At 40.6% G+C, this 22,157-nt stretch carries 15 protein-coding genes; 3 read left to right on the top strand and 12 right to left on the bottom strand.

Translation table 11 applies throughout. The features are described 5' to 3' along the window. Nucleotides 1–105: 105 nt before the first annotated feature. The 7 genes from FNH22_RS24470 to FNH22_RS24500 form a co-directional block, all read right to left on the bottom strand. Nucleotides 106–837: a sulfite exporter TauE/SafE family protein gene (locus tag FNH22_RS24470; protein ID WP_221420348.1), complete on the bottom strand. Its 732-nt coding sequence runs from the start codon at nt 835–837 to the stop codon at nt 106–108. 70 nt (nt 838–907) lie between these two features. Then, complete coding sequence (locus FNH22_RS24475; protein ID WP_143401136.1) at nt 908–2,011, bottom strand: Gfo/Idh/MocA family protein; 1,104 nt, start codon at nt 2,009–2,011, stop codon at nt 908–910. Nucleotides 2,012–2,068: 57 nt separating this feature from the next. Further along, nucleotides 2,069–2,413 (bottom strand): rhodanese-like domain-containing protein, encoded by a 345-nt coding sequence (locus FNH22_RS24480; RefSeq protein WP_143401137.1) that lies wholly within the window; start codon nt 2,411–2,413, stop codon nt 2,069–2,071. A 217-nt stretch (nt 2,414–2,630) separates the two neighbouring features. Then, nucleotides 2,631–3,047, bottom strand: coding sequence for a hypothetical protein (locus tag FNH22_RS24485; protein ID WP_143401138.1), 417 nt, complete (start codon nt 3,045–3,047; stop codon nt 2,631–2,633). Between the two features lie 552 nt (nt 3,048–3,599). Next, nucleotides 3,600–5,318, bottom strand: coding sequence for a sodium:solute symporter (locus FNH22_RS24490; RefSeq protein WP_143401139.1), 1,719 nt, complete (start codon nt 5,316–5,318; stop codon nt 3,600–3,602). Between the two features lie 124 nt (nt 5,319–5,442). Next, the gene (locus tag FNH22_RS24495) at nt 5,443–7,956 is read right to left on the bottom strand and encodes a PIG-L family deacetylase (protein ID WP_143401140.1); all 2,514 of its coding nucleotides are present in this window, start codon (nt 7,954–7,956) and stop codon (nt 5,443–5,445) included. A 369-nt stretch (nt 7,957–8,325) separates the two neighbouring features. After that, the gene (locus FNH22_RS24500; RefSeq protein ID WP_143401141.1) at nt 8,326–11,307 is read right to left on the bottom strand and encodes a DNA polymerase III subunit alpha; all 2,982 of its coding nucleotides are present in this window, start codon (nt 11,305–11,307) and stop codon (nt 8,326–8,328) included. A 353-nt stretch (nt 11,308–11,660) separates the two neighbouring features. On the opposite strand from FNH22_RS24500, the gene FNH22_RS24505 reads away from it, so the two are divergent. Then, on the top strand, nt 11,661–12,488 hold the full coding sequence (locus FNH22_RS24505) for a universal stress protein (RefSeq protein ID WP_185154386.1): 828 nt from the start codon (nt 11,661–11,663) through the stop codon (nt 12,486–12,488). Between the two features lie 326 nt (nt 12,489–12,814). On the opposite strand, the gene FNH22_RS24510 is transcribed toward FNH22_RS24505, so the two are convergent. After that, nucleotides 12,815–14,041 (bottom strand): DUF3999 family protein, encoded by a 1,227-nt coding sequence (locus tag FNH22_RS24510; protein ID WP_143401143.1) that lies wholly within the window; start codon nt 14,039–14,041, stop codon nt 12,815–12,817. Next, nucleotides 14,028–16,331, bottom strand: coding sequence for a DUF2339 domain-containing protein (locus FNH22_RS24515; RefSeq protein ID WP_143401144.1), 2,304 nt, complete (start codon nt 16,329–16,331; stop codon nt 14,028–14,030). Before FNH22_RS24515 ends, FNH22_RS24510 begins: the two co-directional genes overlap by 14 nt. A gap of 218 nt (nt 16,332–16,549) precedes the next feature. Between FNH22_RS24515 and FNH22_RS24520 the strand changes: the two genes are divergently transcribed. After that, a complete protein-coding gene (locus tag FNH22_RS24520; RefSeq protein ID WP_143401145.1) occupies nt 16,550–16,849 on the top strand; it encodes a hypothetical protein in 300 nt (99 codons plus the stop codon). Between the two features lie 43 nt (nt 16,850–16,892). On the opposite strand, the gene FNH22_RS24525 is transcribed toward FNH22_RS24520, so the two are convergent. The 3 genes from FNH22_RS24525 to FNH22_RS24535 all read right to left on the bottom strand — a co-directional run bounded on the left by FNH22_RS24525 (nt 16,893) and on the right by FNH22_RS24535 (nt 21,112). After that, entirely contained in the window at nt 16,893–17,909 is a 1,017-nt protein-coding gene (locus tag FNH22_RS24525; RefSeq protein WP_185154387.1) for a LacI family DNA-binding transcriptional regulator, read from the bottom strand. A gap of 211 nt (nt 17,910–18,120) precedes the next feature. Continuing rightward, nucleotides 18,121–19,272: a galactokinase gene (gene galK, locus FNH22_RS24530; RefSeq protein WP_143401147.1), complete on the bottom strand. Its 1,152-nt coding sequence runs from the start codon at nt 19,270–19,272 to the stop codon at nt 18,121–18,123. A gap of 1 nt (nt 19,273) precedes the next feature. Further along, nucleotides 19,274–21,112 carry a sodium/sugar symporter gene (locus tag FNH22_RS24535; RefSeq protein ID WP_143401148.1) on the bottom strand — a complete coding sequence of 613 codons (1,839 nt, stop codon included), beginning with the start codon at nt 21,110–21,112 and terminating at the stop codon, nt 19,274–19,276. Nucleotides 21,113–21,332: 220 nt separating this feature from the next. On the opposite strand from FNH22_RS24535, the gene FNH22_RS24540 reads away from it, so the two are divergent. Further along, complete coding sequence (locus FNH22_RS24540; protein ID WP_143401149.1) at nt 21,333–22,034, top strand: NUDIX domain-containing protein; 702 nt, start codon at nt 21,333–21,335, stop codon at nt 22,032–22,034. Nucleotides 22,035–22,157: the final 123 nt, after the last annotated feature.

A 22,157-nucleotide genomic window follows, 5' to 3' on the forward strand; every position in this document is an offset into this window, starting at 1 on the left:
GAAGATAGAATCGCGATAATTTAAGGATTAATATCCCGAGGAATTAAAAACAAAAAAGTCGACAAAACGCTGTAATGAATCAAACTTTACCAGAGTAAACTTTTTTCACCTAAAAAGAATAAGGATAGCTCCTAACGCAGTCAGCAATAATATCATTTGACGATAGTTGTGTTCCCTGATCAGTTTTACCAATCGGATACCAATGAAAAACCCGACTAAAACGGCGGGATATATCCTAAGACTAACCAGTAATGAGTCGTAGGTGATCGTATGCCATACCCAAATATGAAAGGGTAGTTTGAAAAGGTTGATCATGAAAAACAGCCAGGCGGCAGTGCCAATAAATTGGTCTTTCGGCAAACGCATCGCCAGGAAGTATATGTTCGAAAATGCACCGGCCAGGTTTCCTACCATAGTGGCGAATCCTGCAGAAAGGCCCATAACAATACCAAAACTTCTCGATTGCGGTATTCTCTTACTACTCTTCTCCCACCAGACCATAATAACAACGCTGATCAGGATCACCACTGCCATCCCGTGCCGGAACATCTCATCCGACAACACTCCACCACCCCAAACACCCAACAATACACCTGCCGCCATCCAGGGCATCAGTTTTAGCAGGTGGCTCCATTGGGCATGGCGATGGTAATACCAAACAGCAATAATATCAGCACCTATCAATATAGGTAACATAATACCTGTAGAGGACTTCGCGCCATAAGCTATTGCCAGTAATGCTACTGCCAACATGGCTATCCCTTTAATACCGGATTTGGATACCCCGATAATGATTCCCGCTAATGACGCGAGTATTATAACGTGCCAGTGATGAATGCTGTTATGATTTTAATGGAATGCAATGATAGTAAATGATAGGCTGATGCACCGAGACACCGAAAGCTTTTTAAGAAAGTACCACACGTTTCTTTTCCGCAGCAGAACGGTAAATAGCCTCTACTATTCTGATATCTTTTAAACCCTCTTCTCCCGGCACCAGTACGGTCTGATCATTCAAAATGGACAAAGCATCATCGTCCATTTGTTTTGCCTGCTGATTAGGAATAGATCTATTAAGGAGAATACTGTCACTGGTTTTGCCTCGTATACCTCCGTAGGACTGAAATGGCGCTAATCCATACCACCCTTCCACACAATTTACATGAAGTTCATTCATTCCTATACCCAGGCTGGTCACACAGCTGGCTTGCGTTCCCCCGGGAAATTCCAGTTCAAAAAAGGTAGTTTCATCTACTTCATCATATACCTCAGGCCGGTTCGTTTCATGACGGGCTGTAACGGCAAGGGGCTCCATACCTGTTACGTATCGGGTGGCATTTAAGGGGTAGACTCCCATGTCATACATTGCACCGCCTCCTAAGGCTTTATCTTGTTTCCAATGATTAGTTCTACCGTCGTAATATCCGGCCTCTGCTTTCACGGTAAGAATATTACCATAAGGCTTTTCTTTTGCCCACTTTATAATCGTTTGAGTATTAGGTTCATGTTGCATACGATAACCTATACTCAGTTTTACCCGATTATCACGACAGGCTTTTATTACGGCCTGACACTCAGCAACGGTTCTGGCCATAGGTTTTTCACACCATACATGCTTACCTGCTACTGCTGCCTTAATAGCATATTTACTGTGTAAGCCTGTAGGTAATACAATGTATAACACATCTATATCAGGATTATTAGCCACATCAGACATGTTATCATAGTTATATACATTCTTATCCAATATACCATAACGCCGCTGCCAAACAGGTATTTTCTCAGGACTACCTGTTACAATCCCCGTGAGCTTGCAATATTTTGTGAGTTGTAGTGCCGGGGCCAGCAAATCTGTACTGTAGTAACCCAACCCTACGAGGGCCACGCCCAGTGTTTTCTTCGGCTGCGGTAATAAGATATTGGCAAATGACGAACTACTGCGTCCTAACAATACAAAAGAGCTGACAGCTTTCAATGCCCCGACCATAAACCGGCGTCTGTTCTTGTTCATTTCTATTGAGTTAAAGGAATACTTGATGTCTTCCAGGCATTGTAACCGCCTTTCAGGTCATATATCTTTACAAAGCCAAGTGATTTCAACACCTCTGAGGCTTTGGCGCTTTCTCCACCCTATGCGACAGTATAGTGCAACAGGTGTTTCCCGATCAAAATATTTCATTTTCTTCGTGAAGCTCTTATCGGCAAAATTAATATTCACCGCACCTTTAATAAAGCCTGCCTTATATTCACCTGGGGTTCGAACATCTACGAGTAATACATCCTCGTGTTGAATAATTTCGAAAAAGTCAGCCGTTGGCAAAATTTTATGTTCCGCAGTCACTTTTTCTTCCACCTTCCCACAAGCCATCATTATGAGATATAAAAAACAAAATGCCCAGTGAATTGCCTTCATAAATATTACAGCTATACAATAAAGCTAAGGGTATTTATCTTAAATTATCAGGAAAAATACACAGACAACATTTTACTGAGGATAAAAACCAGCATCTATGCCCCATACTCTTCAAAAGAGTCAAAAATGAATTTCCAATGAAAAACAAAATTAGACAAAAAAAGGAGCCCGGTAGTTCACCGGGCTCCTTTCTTCACATTGATTAATGTAAGATGTCTTATTCTTTTGATTTGACTATGGCGTTATTCACTTTCGCCTGAAGATCACTCAATTGAGCTGAATTGTCTTTTTCTTTAATTTTCATCATACTCTTAATGTAATGATCAGCTGCTTTTTTGTAGAGCTTGCTTGACATATAATAATCACCTGCTACCTCATGTCCTAAAGCACTCTCTTTGATTGTCAATGATTTGTCCAACCATGTTTTAGCCTCTGTCAGGTTAACCTGCTTTCTAATACACATATCAGCTGCTTTCGCATAGGACTCCCAATCGTCCGGAGAACAATCTGTAATAATGGATCTTGCTTTTTCAACGGTTTTATCTACACGATTGTCTGCATAAGTATTTACAGAAGCTGCGAAGATCATAATAGCCATTGCCAGGATTGAAGATGTTTTTGCTAAATTTTTCATGTTGTTATTTGTTTGACCTAAAATTGTTTGTCATCCTTATGACCAATTTGATGCCAAAAATTTCATTAAATATAATTATCTGATTATCAATTAGTTATGATTTTAACAGTGTTCATAATATCCTCTTTGGGTGAATAGTAGTGCACATTATTTGTACGATATCGTTCAGATAACCTTATACAGTGTATTTCGTAATGTGTTAATCCCGTGTCATTTATCACCTGATATTTCTCCGGATTACCCCCCGGTTCCTCTCTTTTTTATTCAAATAAACTTCAGCTGGAAGATACAAAAATGGCAATTTCACATTTGATCATCAGTAAGTTACAGACTGATCCCCATGATTATCTAAATAGATATTTATAAGATAAATACCCTAATGTGACTTCATGGAAGTGATTGGAAGCACAAGAACAGTTTCAATAACATTCGGCAGGGTTTTTAATCACCTTATCGAAATAAAATCGGTCAATTTCCAGTCAACAAGCTATTGTCCGAATATCATTATCACAGCACAGGGGCGGGTTTTGCTTTTTTAGCTGTGATAACGATTTAATCCGTCCTGCGCCTCTGACCGATACCCTGGATAACAAAACCCAGCAAGACCACCAACACACAGCCAAACGCATTATACCATAAATACCCCATGGTAAGCACACCTGCAGCATCTATCGTATTTAAATAATGCACATAAATAACAACAGCCTGGCCAAGCAGAGCGGCCAGGAATACAGCATTGCTTTTTACAAATGGAAAGAAAAAGGCCACAATAAAAATCCCTAATATAATCGGGTAAAATAATGAGCCAATCAGGTTCACCGCTTGAATAAGGTTCTCAAACAAGGATAAGTAAGAAGCGAAAATAATCGCCAAAACACCCCAGCCTAGCGTAAAGAGTTTAGAAGAATTCAGATAATGCTTGTCAGAAGCTTCCGGTTTGATTTTCCGTTTGTAAAAATCAATGGTAGTAGTTGACCCTAAAGCGTTTAACTCACTCGACGTAGATGACATAGCGGCCGAAAAGATCACAGCAAATAACAAACCTACAATTCCTATAGGAAGTGTATTCATCACAAAATGCATAAAAATATAGTCTTTATCGTTTGCCTCACTATCGGGAAGGGCAGCTTTAACGATATATTTGACCTCATCACTAACCGCTTTTGATCTTTCATTAAGGTTATTTAGTTTCTTCTGGGCAAGGGCTATATTTTTTTCATCATTGCCCTGCAGCGCATGGACCAGATCACCTACTGCCGTTCTTTTCTCTTCAAATACTTCTGTATAATAAGACTCTACTGTTTCAATTACTTCAGCGTACTCTGTTTGCTCAACATTTTCCATCACTGTTTCATTGAAAAATACAGGGGGCTGGTTAAACTGGTAATAGACAAACACCATAACGCCAATAATGAGAATAATGAATTGCATGGGCACTTTAAGTAATCCATTCATCATCAATCCTAACCTACTTTCTGACAGTGATTTACCGGAAAGATAGCGTTGTACCTGCGACTGGTCTGTACCAAAGTAAGAGAGAAACAAAAATACGGCCCCCGTCATGCCGGACCAGAAGTTATAACGATCGCTGAGGTCAAATTCAAAATTCACCACATTCAGTTTATCCATTTTACCGGCTATATGAAGCGCCTCCGAAATGCCAACCCCCTCCGGAAGTGACAAAACAACCAGGACTCCCGCTACAATCATCCCTCCCATCATAACAGCCATTTGCTGCTTTTGGGTTTGTGTTACTGCATTAGTACCTCCTGACACAGTGTAAATGATTACAAGTACACCTATAATAATATTGGTTTCAAACAACCTTAACCCTAAAAGAGAAGATAGTATAATAGAGGGAGCATAAATGGTAATCCCAGCGGCCAAACCTCTCTGGATCAAGAAGATAAAAGCCGCCAACATCCTTGTTTTCACATCAAACCTGGATTCCAGGTATTCATAGGCCGTGTAAACCTTTAGCTTATAGTAAATAGGTAGAAAAAACACTGAAATGATGATCATGGCAACAGGCAGTCCAAAGTAAAACTGGATGAAGCGCATGCCATCGGTATAGGCTTGCCCGGGGGTAGAAAGAAAGGTAATGGCACTGGCTTGTGTTGCCATAATGGATAACCCAATAGCCCACCATTTATTATCATCACCTCCTCTTAGGTAGCTATCCATTGTTTTAGCGCCACGCGTTTTCCAAACCCCGTATGCTACTATACCTACCAGTGTACTGAATAAAACAATCCAGTCAATACTACTCATGAAAAATACTGTGTGAATGCGTAAAACAAGATAATGAAGAGCAATAAATTGGCAATAAGCAGTACATAGATATTTTTCCAGCTTCCCAGGACCGGTGGCTTTTCACTTTGCTTATCATCCATCATTAGTTCTGATTATGTCCGTACTTGATTTGTTCAGGCTTTTCGTTACCCAGTGAAACCATGTTTACAAAAAGGCGAAAGGCCCCGGGTACACCCGCCGGCAGCTCTCTGAACCAGGAATAACCGCTATAGATGTAGTAACCTTCCCCATACTTTGTTACAAGCAGCCCTCCATCACGCGCATCTTCTCCCGTATCGTTGCTGGACAATATCGCCTCATATCGTTCATCCCATTCTCCGGGAAAATACAACCCTCTTTCCTGCACCCATCCGTCAAAATCCTTTTGAGTGATCTTATTAGGTTCATTCATCACAGGGTGTTCAGGGTTCAAAATACGTATCGTCGCATCCTCTTCGGCTACTCTGGCACGAGAAAGCTTTAACGGATAAGGAGCAAAATTATCTGTTTTCAAACGTCGGCTGGTATTATACTGCGTGATCATGGTGCCACCTTTCTTTACATATGCTAAAAGATCATCCATATAAAAGCTGATACGGTCATTCGTATTCAAAGCACGTATCCCAAGGATTACAGCATCCAGCTTCTCCAGGTTTTCCGGTGTGATATCTTCTTCACTCATTTCCCATACCTCGTAGCCTATTTCCCTCAATGCGGCAGGCACAGCATCTCCCGCCCCCTGGATATAACCTACCAGGTCTCCTTTACGCTCTATGTCAATTTTCACCAATCGCGTAGTAGCCTTAGGTAACAACATTTGCGTTGGAATATGATCGTATTCAACCACTTGAAGACTATTATCATAAGTTTGCCCCTCCAATGAAACCACAGCTTTTAAGTCACCCGTACTTTGTTGCGAAGGTGGAAATACGCTGAAACTGTATTTCTTTTCCTCTCCCTTCCGTTCTAACTGTACTTCATGCCTGGCAGGGGTACACTTCCATCCGGATGGCAACTGCAGGTATAGTTCTCCTGCCAGTTTTTCCTTTCCCGACTTCACTTTTAACACTACTTCTTTGGCCTCTTCCGATGGAAAAATATAGACAAGGTCATCTATATTAACAAAGACGGGAGGAGTGATATTAAAAGGACGGTACAGTTCGCCATCTACAGGGTCATTCCACTTATAAACCACCGGTACCTGGAATGTAATTGCATTTCCGTAAATATCCATTTCAAAGGTAGTCATCAATGCAGGTGTATTTTCAGGTGTTCCTCGTAAGGCCAGTTCCTCTACCCTATACATGCCAAGGCTCCCTTTTTCTTTAAGCCAATAAGGTTGAGAGTCCGTAAAACTCTCAGGAATGATCACCTCCTTTTTGAACTGCATACGTACGTTATTAGCCAGTAGGGTATTCACAGTTGAATCTGCAAGGTCAGCAAAATGAATAGATTTCAATTTTATCCCATTACTTGACCGGTTAATGGCTTCCACATTCAATACTATTTTCTCACCGGGGGCGGCGGTATGATCATTTGCCGTTACCTCCAGGTAAAGTCCCATCACATCTTTGAGTAGTACATCTACCTCCTGTAGTTTGATGGCTTTCCAATGCCCGTCTTGAAGTGTTGTGATCTTTTCTTTTATCGTTAACAGTAGTGGTACAATAGCGGCAGGGTTTGAAGGATCATATTGGTCAATCGCTGACAGCACCGCTTTTTCAATGTCTCCACCACCTTTCACTTTTTTCCATGATGTATCAATGCCTTCAAACAGGTCTTTCTTAGCCTGGTTCCCTACCCGGAATTCCAGAAATTCTTTTGACTCTCCTCGAGAACCGGTAGAACCAAATCCCTGGCTCTTATGCTGGCTGCGGCTACGTGCAGCTATTTCAGTGTAGGATTCACCTAACAGGGCATTGTATTGTCCGACATCTACTGTAAGCACTCCGGGTTCATCCCCTGTCATATCAGGGTTCCACCATCTGCCGGTATTTGTATAGAGCCGTTTTGGCTTCCATGTGTCTACATGCTTAAGCTGATCCGGGTATTTGTCCGGATCTCCGGCCAGTTTAAAAGCTTCTTCTGCAAAGATAGCGGAGGTAGTGTGGTGTCCGTGCCCTGCTCTGGAGTCAGGTGGAAAGCGTGTGATAATTACATCTGGCTTGAACTTGCGAAAAACCCATACTACATCAGAAAGTACTTCTTCCCGGTTCCATATTTTTTGCGTTTCTTCTGTTGATTTAGAATATCCAAAATCATTCGCACGACTAAAAAACTGCTGGCCTCCATCCATTCTGCGAGCAGCCAGTAGTTCCTGCGTACGGATAACCCCCAGTCCTTCGCGTATCTCCGGCCCTACCAGGTTTTGGCCCCCATCCCCTCGTGTCAATGAAAGATAAGCCGTACGCGCCAACCGTCCATTAGCGAGATAAGCGATCAGACGTGTGTTTTCATCGTCGGGGTGAGCAGCTACATATAGTGCTGTCCCCAGGAAATTTAATTTTTTTAGTTTGAGAAGGATATGTGCGGCATCCGGCTTTGAAGGGCGTTGGGCTTTGGTTTCACTAAAAGCAAATAGTGCAAGCAGCGCAACGAAATAAAATCTTTGCTTCATTTTATAATTTAGGGTTGTCTATGTCGCTAACGACTGCAAAGATTAAAGGTTTGCGAATAATTACCAGTAGTTGATCAGGTTTTTACAGGAATGGCACATTACAAGCTATGCTTAACAGGAAGAGGGCTGAGGCACTAGTGTCCTATCACATTTGCATTATCTTTATTTTCAATCATCATTTACAATGAACACAATGGTTAACCGATAATAAGATCGGCTGTAGGCAACAAACGGTTGGCAAAATTTTATGACGTACTATATACTTACTGTTTTTTGCTTATTGCCAACTCATCGAATAATGCTGGTTCCTGCAAATACTATGCATAATCTACATCGGATATGTTATTTAACCATTGACGCAACACCGGATCACCGGTGACTTAATGTTTGGGTGAGACTTTCTTCACTATATCGGGGGTCTGTCATATACAGTTCTTTTTCCATAGCAGTAACTTCTATGGTATGGTAGCCAAACTCTTCCACTACTTTACCGGTAATGGTATACACTCCTTTACCTCTGAAAGGGTATTGAATAGCTTCAGGCGGAAAATGGACAGTATCAATAAAGTGCCCTTCCAGATCAAGGAACGTACCGAAATACATTCGTTGCCCTTTTGAAGTATTTGTATTTTTTATGACAATCAGGTAGCCTACTATGGTTACTATATTCCCCAGGTATGCTGGCAATTGGCCAACACACAGTGTACTCTTTAAAGGTTTTTTCAGCAATTCAAAAGGACTACAAAGAGGAAAGCCCAGTAGTGTCATTTCATCAAAGGCATCTTCTATTTCTTCAAAAGAGAGTTTAGGCAGCGTAAGCCGTTTCACAGGGATATCAAATAAATGAGGAGTGGCATCACTCGTTTTGCCATTTCCCAATAAAAAATGTGCTCTCCAGAGTAATTCTTTCTTATGATTCCCCGTAAATGCAAACCCTCCTACTCTGATCAGTAATATTAACTGTTCTAATGAGATACTCACCCTGTTTACAAAGTCTTCAAGTCCCTGAAACACCCCATCGCGTGTCCTTACCGTCTCAAACTGTTCAATGATCTTGTGTTCCAGTTCCTTGATCAGGTTAAACCCCAGGTAAATATGGGTTCCGGAGATGCATGTTTGGGCACTACTCTTGTTTACACAAGGGGGGACAATAGTGCCCCCATGCATCCTGGCTTCATGTACGTAAAGTTCTGTACGGTAAAACCCTCCAAAATTATTGATCGTTGCCACCATATATTCCAGAGGGTAATAAGCTTTGAGAAACAGACTTTGATAGCTTTCTACGGCATAAGAAGCTGAATGCCCTTTGGAGAAAGCATACCCGGCAAAACTTTCTATCTGCCGCCATATTTCTGCCGCTAACTCATCCGGGTATCCTTTCTTGCGACAGTTTTCAAAATATTTTCTTCTTACTTTCCGGAACTCTTCCCGTGAACGGAACTTTCCGGACATTCCCCTGCGTAGTACATCTGCTTCAGCCAGGGTAAGATCAGCAAAATAATGGGCTACTTTAATCACATCTTCCTGGTACACCATTACTCCAAACGTGTCCGGCATGATGTTCAACATTACCGGATGAGCATCTTTTCTACGCTCAGGTTGTCTGAATCGCAAAATATACTCCCGCATCATACCGGACTTAGCTACACCGGGCCGGATGATGGAACTGGCGGCCACCAGCCCCATGTAATCATCTGCTCGGAGCTTTTTCAATAACATACGCATGGCCGGTGATTCTACATAAAAGCATCCAATAGCTTTGGCTTCTTTTAGCAGGTGTTTTATAGCAGGATCGCACTTAAACCGTTTCATATCATGAATATCAATCGGAAGCGCTTCCGGATTGTTTTCCGGAATGATGGCTAACGTGTCTTTGATCTTTCCCAATCCCCGCTGGCTAAGAATATCAAACTTGTACAATCCTACATCTTCGGCTATGATCATATCAAAATGAGTAGTAGGATATCCTTTCGGAGGCAAATCTGTGGCAGTGTAATAATGTAATGGTTTTTCTGAGATCAAGATGCCTCCTGCATGGATACTTAGGTGGCTGGGAAACCCATGGATAAGCTGCGCATATCGTAGCACCAGTTGGCTGTATTTATCATTTTTCGAAGCATTTCCTCCGGCAAGGCGGTCTATTTCATGAGGCGGCAGGCCAAATACTTTTCCCAGCTCACGTACCACAGCTCTAAACTGGAACGTACTATAAGTAGCCAGTAAAGCAACATGATCAAAGCGTTCAAAAATATACCGGGTGATATCTTCACGATCGCGCCAGGAAAAATCAATATCAAAGTCAGGAGGATTTTTTCGGTAAAGATTAATAAAACGCTCAAAGTAAAGATCAAGTTCTATGGGGTCAACATCAGTGATTTTCAGCAGGTAAGCTACAATGCTATTAGCACCACTCCCACGTCCTACATAAAAATATCCCTGGCTACGGGCATAGTTTATGATGTCCCAGTTGATCAGGAAATAAGATATAAACCCTTTTTCTCTAATGATCTCTAACTCCTTCTTTAACCTATCAAGGATAGCATTACCCGGATCTCCATAGCGATAGCTCATCCCATCATCGCACAGTTTACAGATCAGCCGATAGTCTTCTTCTTCAGAGTCTGTATATGTTTTTTTGTTCTTATGTGGGTATTCATCCCCAAACTCAAAATCAATACTGCAAGAATGTAAAAGTTGTCGGGTGTTTTCGATGATCTCCGGGTAACCCTCATAGATAGCTGCCAATTCCGGAACTGGTAGCATCCGATGTTCAACATTCCCTTCCTCACTTTTTGATAATTTGCTGAGTAAGGTGTTGTTATCAATAGCCCTTAACAGCCGATGTGCATTGAAATCTCGCTTATTACGAAATGTTACCGTCTGGAGTACCACCAGCTTTTCCAGCCGATCTTTCCATTTGGAGAATTTAAGTTTATTCAGGTCGTGGGGAGTAACACCTAAAAACTCATTATCTCTCAATATGACATCTTTGTTATAAGCAATGTGAAAGGGGTAAATAATATAGGAGTGATGGAAAGCAGGCGCTTTAGTTGTTATAGGATGTTTTGCGTGTAGATGACGGGATAGGTAGTCATTCAGTTCTTTAAAACCTTCATTATTTTGAGCAATACCCACAAACTGCTGTCTTGTGCCCTCTCTGAAATCAATTCCAAGGACCGGCCGAATATTGTGTTTTTCAGCCAGTCTTACAAAACTCAGACAAGCAGCAGTAGAGTTTATATCTGTAAGTACCAGAGTACCTAACTCATACTTCATTGCCTCTGCCAATAGCTCTTTGACGGATAACGTGCCATATTTGAAGCTATAGTATGTGTGGGTGTTGAGATACATTCCTGATGTTCAATAGTAATAATATCAGAAATCAAAAATACTAATATTTTTAGTTTTTAATAATTTAATTAGCTTAAATTTTAAATATGCTGCTAAGAATAATTCTAACATTTATCTTGTTAAACTCAACTCCAGTCCATCTTTCTTAAATATTACATCATTGATAATCAACATAATACCTCATTTTTCTTATACGTTCTTCTTTTCTATTGATATAAATCACATTCACTCTTGACCCCTATCATGGTTACTATCTATCTGAGCGTATAATTTCATTAAAAAGTCAAAAGTTCGACGTGCTAATGCTGTTAATATGGCACAGAACAGATGAAAACCTTAACCAGAATAGTAAGATGTCGCCTAAAAAAATATTAATACCCATAGATTTTTCAGATTGCTCTATCAATGCACTTGACTATGCCACAGGATTAGCTGAAGCAATGAAAAGTGAACTAGTATTAATGCACACCCTCAATACATCTATGATGCATAATGATGTAGGATCAGGAAGTATAGTCAATGAACTGGCGCATGGCATAGAAGAAGATGTAACCATACGTTTCGCCCAGATTAAGAAAAAGGTACCCTCATTGGCTAATGTACCTTACACCACTGTTGTCAAAAGAAGTTTTGTGAATGATGCTATATCTGCTGTAGTAAATTCACATGACATAGACCTGATCATTATGGGAACAAAGGGCGCGCACGGCCTGGAAGAAATGATCATAGGCAGTAACACCTATTCAGTCATCAGAAACAGTGGCATCCCCGTACTGGCCATCCCCGAAAAAGCTTCTTTCAAAAGCCCAAGGCAAATTGCTTTTGCCAGTGATTACAAAAATACTGTTCCGGAAGATCTCACATTATTAATGAACTTTTGCTTCATTTTTGCTTCTAAGATCCATGTATTACATGTTTCAGAAGAAAATGATATCTCAGGACCTAAATTGGAGCAGGCACAACGATTTGAGCAATATCTAAAAAAAATACCCCATGTCTATCAAGTCCTGAAGCATAAGAATCTGGAAGAAGGTGTGGAGGAATATGCGCAAGAGCATCACATTGATATGATCGTAGTAATGCCAAGAAAACACAACCTGTTCGAATTGATTTTCAACAAAACGCTAAGCAGGAAAATCATACTACACACTCGGCTACCCTTACTGGCTTTACCAGGTTGAGTAATTACAGGGTAGTCACATACTGTGTAATACATCATCGAATAGTATTATGAAATGACTACCTGTACTTCCTTACCCAAGAGAGTCATCTGTCAAACTTTTCTGAAAAAATAAAGGCGAGCTAAACTCGCCTTTAGGTTGGTCAGTGTTGACTTACCAGTAGAAAGTCCAAACTACTGACAGCCACGTTTGGATTACTTCGCTATTTACCCAATGGCGAAATACATTATAAATATAGACCGTCCGAATCAAACAAAACATGACAAAAGTCAGGTTCAACGGAAAGCACTCCAATCCGCATAAAAATTTAAACAGGAATAAAACCGTTATTTTGATTTAAGCATTCTCATAGAAAACAACACCAGTAATGCTATAATTACGAGCATTACAGCCCACAACCAAATTGGGTTTTCAAACAATGGCGAAGGTGGTTGGGCGACAGCTTTCATAATTTTTTTTTCTTCCCCCAACGACAGCTTTGTTATGTCTGAAGGTATATTGGACCTAAAATTTTCAATATCATAGCTACCCTTACGTGCTTTTCTATTACCATACACCAAATAATATTCGCCAGGCCCGTTAAACCTGGCCAGAAGTTTTTTCACCTCTCCCCCAGCTTCAATACTTGTGATAGTAAGTGGCTGGTTATCAAAGTTCGTTACAGATACTTGCAATTTTTGGGTGGTTTGAGCGGGAAAAAAGAACTTCCTCTCCCCTAACGAACTTAATGTACCCTGGTAAACAGAACGGTACCGGTATTTCCATCCTTTTTCTGTATGTATACTATCTTCCAAATACTTAACAATAAAAGGCCGGTAGTAATCTATGTCATCCTCCACGTCAAATTTCAAATAGGAAATACGGCCAGGGTTAGCCAGGTCAAGGGTCAAAAGTGTTTGTTTTTTGTCCTTGTCGATGACCGTATTCAGTATTATTTCGTCATATAAGTCATATGCTTTTTTCAAAGCCTCGTTTTTAGCTAAAACTGCACTTTCCAGTTCGGGTTCCCGCTTACCAGGTATAAACAGTCTGAAATAACGAAACCTCGCTTCAGGGAAACGAAGCTCGGTAAATCGGTAATCGGTGACATTATTTTTGATGGATAAAATGCGATAGTCATCCAGAATAGTATACCATTCGTCCAGACCATTACCACCTTCCAGCTTAACCTTCCAATCAAAATTAGTAAGTTGGAACCTCAGGCTTAAGTGGTTTATTACAGTGTCGCCCTTTAGACTGAACGTATAATAAAATCCGGCAGCATTACTTGTTTTATTGATAATATCAAAAGCTACTTCTTTTTTCTCTGTCTTGGGACGATCTATTAGAAAAGGTATTTCAAACGTGTCCTTTTCATTTATCCCAATAATCCTGATGTCTTCCAGATCGTTCGTCACCTTACCATAGATATCTTTTGGCAGCTTAATGGCATGCCATTGCCCCGTAACATCGGTGAGGGGCCTGATATATTGATAATCGTGCCATTGTGCTCTGGATAATGTAATAGAACACATAAAAATTAAAAGTAGTACAATAAGGTTACTCGCTCTCATTAAAGATCAGGTGTTTGTATTTATTATATAAGAAGGAAATAACCAAAAGTAAAATACCCAGTGAAACGAATACGATGGTTTTGGAGATAGTGTCCAAACCGGCAATATCGTAAAAGAACAGCTTCAATAAAGTGATGCCAAATAAGGTGATCGAGGCAAGACGGAGATGGCGTTTCTTTTTGGCAATCCCCATAATGATGAGCCCTACACAAAACACACCCCAAAGTATACTTAAAGCCAAACGATAGGTTTCCTGGTAACCGAAAATATCCATCAGGTTCAACAGCTCACTGCTCAATATCCATAAGAACGAGACCGTCATAAACAACTCCAGTATCCTTGTATAAAGTGGTTTATTGAAAAACCTCTTTACCTGTAGGAAACTTATCGCTAGCAGTACGCCTAAAAATAAGAGTGAGAGGTAACGGATACCAATGTTCATAGCACTAATAATATAATATTCGCTGAGTGTTTGCTCAAGGTAGCTTGTTCTTAATTCACTGAGCAGGTATAGTCCTGTGAAAAGGAAACCAGTGATGATCAATGCTGAGATAATCAACGTAATAGCGGCTAAAATCCGATGATTGAATCGCTTTAAATTCATGAAACTCAAAACAGCCATGAAAAGCATAGAATAATTCATATTCCATAGGTTTCCAATGTCCAGAAGATCATTATTATAGTGGTTTTCTATTTCAGAAAGCAAGTAACGCTCCTGCCAGTAGTTAGACAGTTCCAACCGAAAAGTATTGTAAATGATAATGAGTAAAATAGAAGGTATAGCATAATTCACTACTTTTAACCAGGCATTAATACCTGATTCCTGATGAGGCTTATGCTTTTCCTGAGTATTTATATAATAAATAAAACCAAAACAAGCCGCTATGAGCAATGAAGTAGCAAATGCCAGATTGAAAACAGGCATAGCTATCTCACTACTTTCATCCAGGTAGAACCCGACCATATGATTATCCCAATCCTGCAATAAGCTAAAGAAACTCAACGCCATCAGAGCATAGGACAGCTGCTCATAAAAGGATTGTCTTTTTGTTCTGCCCACCCAAAATAAGGATGCTGCCTGCCCCGCCCACAGCAAAGTGACCCAATTGCCATCCAATTGTACCGGAATGGCCAGTGTAACAAAAGTAAGTACAAGGCCTACTACAAAGTAAAAAAGCTGTTTATCGGCCAACTCGCGTTTATACAGCAATACACCTATTCCAAAATGAAGAATAGCATTGAACAGGGTAAATACTCCAAGCAACTGGCTGCCTGTTTCATGTTCAGACAGAAAATAATATCCAAACCCATAATAGATGGAAGCATTTCCCAATAGCAGCACAATATCAAACCGTTGAAACTTTTCCGATTTCAGTATTTTGTAAGCCATTAATATCAGGTAGAACAAGACAAAAAAGAGCGTCGAAAAGATCAACCCTGTGCCAAGATTGTCTACAGTATAATTACCAGCAGTCCATATGAAAAATATAAGCCAGGTAATGGAAAAGGAAGAATAGTACAGCCCCTTCCAATATTTTTGAAAAGCGACAAATAACACTCCCCCGTTAATAACGGCCATATACATAAATAGAACTACAAAATTACCCTCACCGGTACTCAATAAAAAAGGAACTGCATAGGCCCCTACCAAACCTAAATGCGCAATTATTTGACGATTATAATTGATAGCAGCCAGCACGGTAAAGATGGTAAAGACAACCATTAAGGCAAATGTTACGGGTTGTGGAAGTAATTCATAGGTGGCATAGGCCAAAAAAGTAATGAAATACAAAATAGTCATTGCTCCACTTAGCAGAACTGCACTGAACTTACTGTATTTCTCCTTTAATTTAAATGCCGTGGCAAGAAGCCCAAGCCCCACCAGGTACCCCAAATTAATCCTGGTCAGCGGGCTGATCAATTCATTATCAATGGCATACTTAGCTCCGATACCTACCCCCAGTATAAGGATGAGTATACCTATTTTGCTGATTAAGTTTTCTCCAATAAATTTCTCAAAATCCGCTTTAAGCTTTGAAGGTTCCGCCTTTTTTGGTTTTTGACTGATATTGTGAGCAACAGGTTGAGGCGTTTTCCTGGCTGCCACTATGGGTGGCTCTGGTTCTGAGGGGACATTGGGAAGAGGAACAGGTTTCCCGGACGGTTCATTCACCAATGCCCTTATCTCTCTTCTAAGCTGTTCAATTTCCAGAGAAAAAGTAGCGTGCTTTTCCTCCAGAATATTCAGTCTCTTTATTAATTGATCAATGGGTTTTGCCTCTTTTGACATTCAATAGCAATAAATTTTACAAATAATCAAAGTATATACTACCTGATTGCAAGGCCTGTCCTGACAGTATAACAAAGCCGGTATGGGTTAAGATAAGTACGTTTATTGACATTATAATTAGATGTAATAAATTTCTCTAGATTTCACTTTCTTTATCGTTGATTAAAACATTTTAAGAGGCTAATAATTATATCTTTACACCTCGTTGAATAGTGTATATGGAAGTGATCATTACTGCTCATATGTTTTATTGTTCCACTGAAAGGTCTATCATAGCCTTCTCAAAAGATGCTACTGGTGCAAATTTACCCAGAGATACCTGCAGTGACTGGATGCACTGGAAAAGTATCACCTTGGCAGGAGATCTGGAAAAAAAGTCCGGAGACCTCAAAGTCACCGATAATAAGATCCTTAAAGGACTGATGGAACATGATTTTTTCATTGCAGAAGAAAGAAACATACACACCGTCCATAGTTTATATCAAAGTGGAAGTACGGATAGCGATAGTGAATCGTAGAAATTCACTTCGCATCAATAGATCGTAATTTCTGACTATTAGGCTATCTGGCGGTAGACCCTCTCTCTATCAATGAAGATTTGACGAGTTCAATGCGTGGGTCGTTTCCCAAAGAAACGTCCCTGTGAATCTCCCCCATGATCCGTTCCGCAGCTTTATAGCCAATAAGATATGGATTGTGTCCTATGGTAGTCAATTGAGGCTCTACAATTTCGGCAATAGGATAGTTACCGAATCCGGAAACGCACACCTGGCCAGGAACCGCAATCCCTAAGGATTTTAGTGTTAAAATAGCTTCTACCGCCAATTCATCATTTACCGCATATATTCCGTCTATATCGGAATACTGTGACATAAGTTCTTTTACAGCTTCTCTGGCTTTTTCTTTATCAAAATCACATACCCGCATAAGGGATTTATCAAAGGCCATCCCATTATTTTTTAAAGCGTCACAATAGCCTGCCAAGCGGTTTCGGCTATTATTTATTAAACTTTCCGGCCCGGCAAGATAAGCTATTTTCTTACAGCCCTTTTTGATCATGTGCTCAGTCACCCTTACAGAACCTTCATAATCTTCTGCTTCCACTTTAAACACATCCAACTTGTCCATCGTTCGGTCAAACAATACAAGCGGTATCTTCTGACTCAACAAGTCGGTGAGGTGCTCATGTTTCTGTGAATCCATAGAAACAGATAATAAGATACCATCGACACGTCCTGCTGATAATGCTCTCGCATATCGTTCCTCTTCTACTACCGACTCATTGGTTTGGCAGACCAAAACCTGATACTGACGTTTGGAAGCAGCATCCTGAATGCCACTTAATGTGGCAGAAAAAAAGTAATTAGAAATACTAGGTACAATTACACCAATACAAAATGTCTTATGCTTTCGTAAGCCGGCGGCAACCTGGTTGATTTGGAAATTCATTTTCTTAGCCATTTGCCGAATAGCTTTCTTGGTATCCTCATTAATTTGGGGATGGTCATGTAAAGCTCTTGACACAGTGGATGGTGAACATCCCAATGCATGGGCTATGTCTTTGATTGTCGTCGCCACTTTTATCGATGGTCTGGTTAAGAATATAATAATCATACATGCCCTGTCATAACAGCGACAATGTAACCTTTGAATGTACTTATTTTATTAATATTCTATGTGATCGCCTTAAGTCTTTTTTTAGCGATGGACAATGAACATCTGAAAGGCCACATATTAATATCTAATAAAGGCTAATGATCATTATGCAACAGTATACTTGATCACAGTATTATTTAACTTTTCCGGTTCCTTGTGATATTTTAACTTTATACACTTCCGGGGCTTTATTGAATTGGTTCTTGTATCCGTTTTTCACTTGATTGATCACATCTGAGGTTTGGTCCTGATCGATCAGGTTAATGGTACACCCGCCAAATCCACCTCCCATCATTCTTGCGCCTAATACGCCGGGCATCGACTGTGTGAGGTCCACCAGCAGGTCCAGTTCATCGCAGCTCACTTCATATAAGGTGCTTAAGCCCTTATGAGTGGCATACATCAATTCTCCCAAATATTTTACATCACCCGCTGACAACGCCTTTGAAGCCTGTCTCACACGTTCTATCTCTGTGATTATATACTCACAACGCGCCCTGACACTAGATGCCATAAGCCCTGAAACAGCTTCAAGCATTTCCATGGTACAATCTCTAAGCAAAGATACGTTGGGATAATGTTGGGCCATAAGTGCTACACCTTCTTCACATTCGCTCCTTCTCACATTATATTCGGAAGATCCCAAGGCATGTTTTACCTGGGTATCAAACAGTACCAATTCACAGCCGTTTAAGTCAGCCGGTGCATATTCGTAACTGAGGTTCCGGCAATCCAACTTGATCACCTGGTCCTTTTTTGAAAAGACATTGGCAAACTGGTCCATGATACCACAGTTCACTCCAACGAATTCATTTTCTGCACGCTGTCCTGCAAGTGCCAGCTCCATGGGGGGTACTTTCAGATCAAACATCTCGCTCATGGCAAACCCAATACCACACTCAAGGGCTGCAGAGGATGACATTCCTGCTCCTAAAGGAATATTCCCTCCAAAAACACAATCAAAGCCTGCTACTGGAAGTGACATCTTTTGAAACTGGTCCATAACACCTGCTATATATTTTGCCCACTCCACGGTGACCTCTGAAACTTTCGAAATCGAAAAGCTGACTTCCTCGTCTAAATCCAGGGCAAAGACCCGAACAACATCCGTATGATTTGGAGCTACCGCCAACACCATTTCCTTATCAACGGCAGCAGGCATTACAAAGCCGCCGTTATAGTCAGTATGTTCTCCTATTATATTTATTCTTCCCGGCGACCTTACCAGGATAGGTTGAGCATTAAACTTATTTTTAAATACCCTTTCGTAATTGTTATAATCCATTTTACCAAAACACCCAGTACAGGGCTACTAATATTCCACATATTAAAATGGTCCCTGTAACAAAAGAACCACTTAATTCAAACCAACTATCATCCATTGACTCAGACTCTCCAGCGGATTCCGTCTTAGTCTGGAACTTGAGCAGAGAAACAAGCATAGCGCCCATGACGGCTAATGTAATAATACCCCGTATGGCATAAGACCAACCCAACAAGCCCAGGCCATGATAGATAGGAACTCCTATAGTGGCCATGATGATACCTATCATGCCATAACGCAACCAAGGTTTATTAATATTAACCACTTTTGAAGGGTCCGGTTTCTTGTCCATCAGGCTAACTCCCATCATTATAAACAGCAGCAGGCAGAATACAATACCCATACGATCTAAAAATGGGAGATCATCAATCAATCCAAAAGCCCAGGCCAAAGGAATGGCTAATACCGCAACAATCAATGCAGCATTTGATGTAGTTCGCTTCCAAAAGATCCCCATCATAAATATGGCGACAACAGCCGGTGAAATGTATCCGGAGAAATCCTGAATGAATTGAAATACCTGATCAAAACTGGATAACTGCGGCGCCGTGAACATGGCCAGTACCAATGCCACTACACCTACCACACGCCCGGTAACCACCAATTTAGATTCACTTGCCTCTTTGTTGATGTAATTTCTATAAATATCCATGGTAAATATGGTGGCCGTACTATTGATCATAGAAGCCAATGAAGAAACTATCGCTGCTGTAAGCGCCGCAAATGAAAGCCCTTTTAGTCCTACAGGAAGGATATTAAGTAGCACAGGATATGCTTTATCTGATTTAATAATTCCTTTCGCACTATCTGTCATGGCTGCAGTAAATTCACCACTTCCCCCCTCGCGGGTTACCAGCACATACATAGCAATACCAGGTATTACTACGATCAATGGCATTAACAATTTAAGGAATCCGGCAAAAACCAATCCGTTTCGTGCATGGTGAATATCTTTCGCGGCTAATGCACGTTGGGTGATGTATTGATTAAACCCCCAGTAGCCAATGTTGGCGATCCACATCCCACCGAAAAGAACGGTCAATCCCGGGAGGTCGAGGTACGCATCTTTTTTGCCGCCATCTCCGTCAGGTATCATAAACTCTCCTTTTTCAAAGATCATCGTAAAATGATCCACAGCCTCTTTTCGTAAATCTGTCAGTCCACGAATAAAGTCACCTTCACCTACCAGCTCTAATGATAAATACGCCGTAAACAGCCCGCCTATTACAAGAAATATCACTTGCACCACATCTGTCCAGGCCACCGCCTTCAGTCCGCCATAAAGAGAATATACTACGGCAAAAACGGCCAGTCCGATCATGCCTGTTACAAAATCTATCCCCAAAATAGATTCCAGATTTAACGCTCCCAGGTACAGCACGGACGACAGATTCACAAAAACATATAACAACAACCAGAACACGGCTAAACTGGTTCTTACCCTACTGTCAAATCGTTTCTCCAGAAATTGAGGCATGGTATAGATCTGCTTCTCCAGAAAAACAGGTAAGAAGAAAATCCCTACTAAGATGAGCGTTGCGGCCGCCATCCATTCGTAGGTGCTTATGGCAAGCCCCATGGCAAAACCGGAGCCTTGCATACCCACAAATTGCTCAGCAGAAATATTAGATGCAATAAGTGAAGCACCTATGGCCCACCAGGGTAATGACTTACTGGCCAGAAAATAATCTTTTGAATCTTTTTTATGGCCTTTCTTCTCGCGGGAGACCAGTAAACCAATGGCTACAATTAAAAGACAATAACCAATAAAAATAGCGATGTCAATCGTACCAAAGTTCATAATTGAATGATTAGGTGTAACATAAGAGTGTGATGTCGGATACTTAGAAAGTAACTTTAATAAATCGAACAGTAATTAACAATAAACCCTGAATTATCCCACATTAAGTGCTAAAACAATTCATGACACCCTAAAGTAATAATTTAAACGTATATTTTACGTTTAAATTGGAATTTTTTAGTTTACACCTTATATTCAATCTCAACTTTACTTGAGCTTAATGAAAAAAGAGCGGTTTTTATATAAGGAGCAGACTTCAATTCTCATAGCAGTAGATTGTATCGTGTTTGGTTTCGATCAAAATGAGCTTAAGCTTCTAATTTTTAAACGAGAAGTTGAACCGCTTGCCGGAAAGTGGTCATTAATAGGAAGTTTTATCAAACCTGATGAATCTATTAATGAGGCTGCTCAACGAGTGCTTTCTGAATTAACGGACCTTCAAAACACCTACATGGAACAGTTATATTGCTTTGGAGATATTAACCGTGATGCCGGTGGCCGGGTAATTTCAGTAGCCTACTGGAACCTGATGAAAATTGATCCTCTTAATGACCGGATCCAGGTAAGGAATCACACCGCAAAATGGGTTACGTTGGACAAGGTACCCGAATTGGTCCTGGACCATAAAGAAATGGTATCTCGCGCTATACAGACATTAAAGGAGCGCGCACAACATCAGCCGGTAGTCTTTGAATTAGTTCCTGAGGAATTTACGCTACCGCAATTGCTCAAGGCATATGAAGCTGTTTTCCAAAAAAGGATTGATGACCGCAACTTTCGAAAGAAAATATTAGGCTCAGGACTATTAAAAGCTACGGATAAAAAAGATAAAACCACTTCCAGAAAAGGCTCTTTTATGTATAAGCTGGATCGTAATACCTGTAAGAAACTACTGAAAGAAGGATACAACTTTGAAATATAGTGATTGGTCTGGTTAATTAATGCTTGGGCGGTTATTCTATTTCAATTTTAGCAGGACCTACCACTTTCGTGGATTGGAACTAATTACAAAAAAAAACGTTTTGATTTTTAGTATCTTAAAAAA

Origin of the sequence: Fulvivirga sp. M361 (assembly GCF_007097395.1) — a bacterium.
In the GTDB taxonomy this organism is placed as follows: domain Bacteria; phylum Bacteroidota; class Bacteroidia; order Cytophagales; family Cyclobacteriaceae; genus Fulvivirga.

Coding starts and splice junctions, on each gene's coding strand:
- FNH22_RS24500 (WP_143401141.1), bottom strand. CDS start 11,307: ATGTATCTCAACACCCACACATACTATAGCTTCAAATATGGCACGTTA.
- FNH22_RS24540 (WP_143401149.1), top strand. CDS start 21,333: ATGAAAAAAGAGCGGTTTTTATATAAGGAGCAGACTTCAATTCTCATA.
- FNH22_RS24475 (WP_143401136.1), bottom strand. CDS start 2,011: ATGAACAAGAACAGACGCCGGTTTATGGTCGGGGCATTGAAAGCTGTC.
- FNH22_RS24480 (WP_143401137.1), bottom strand. CDS start 2,413: ATGAAGGCAATTCACTGGGCATTTTGTTTTTTATATCTCATAATGATG.
- FNH22_RS24485 (WP_143401138.1), bottom strand. CDS start 3,047: ATGAAAAATTTAGCAAAAACATCTTCAATCCTGGCAATGGCTATTATG.
- FNH22_RS24510 (WP_143401143.1), bottom strand. CDS start 14,041: ATGAGAGCGAGTAACCTTATTGTACTACTTTTAATTTTTATGTGTTCT.
- FNH22_RS24515 (WP_143401144.1), bottom strand. CDS start 16,331: ATGTCAAAAGAGGCAAAACCCATTGATCAATTAATAAAGAGACTGAAT.
- FNH22_RS24505 (WP_185154386.1), top strand. CDS start 11,661: ATGTCGCCTAAAAAAATATTAATACCCATAGATTTTTCAGATTGCTCT.
- FNH22_RS24520 (WP_143401145.1), top strand. CDS start 16,550: ATGGAAGTGATCATTACTGCTCATATGTTTTATTGTTCCACTGAAAGG.
- FNH22_RS24495 (WP_143401140.1), bottom strand. CDS start 7,956: ATGAAGCAAAGATTTTATTTCGTTGCGCTGCTTGCACTATTTGCTTTT.
- FNH22_RS24490 (WP_143401139.1), bottom strand. CDS start 5,318: ATGAGTAGTATTGACTGGATTGTTTTATTCAGTACACTGGTAGGTATA.
- galK (WP_143401147.1), bottom strand. CDS start 19,272: ATGGATTATAACAATTACGAAAGGGTATTTAAAAATAAGTTTAATGCT.
- FNH22_RS24535 (WP_143401148.1), bottom strand. CDS start 21,112: ATGAACTTTGGTACGATTGACATCGCTATTTTTATTGGTTATTGTCTT.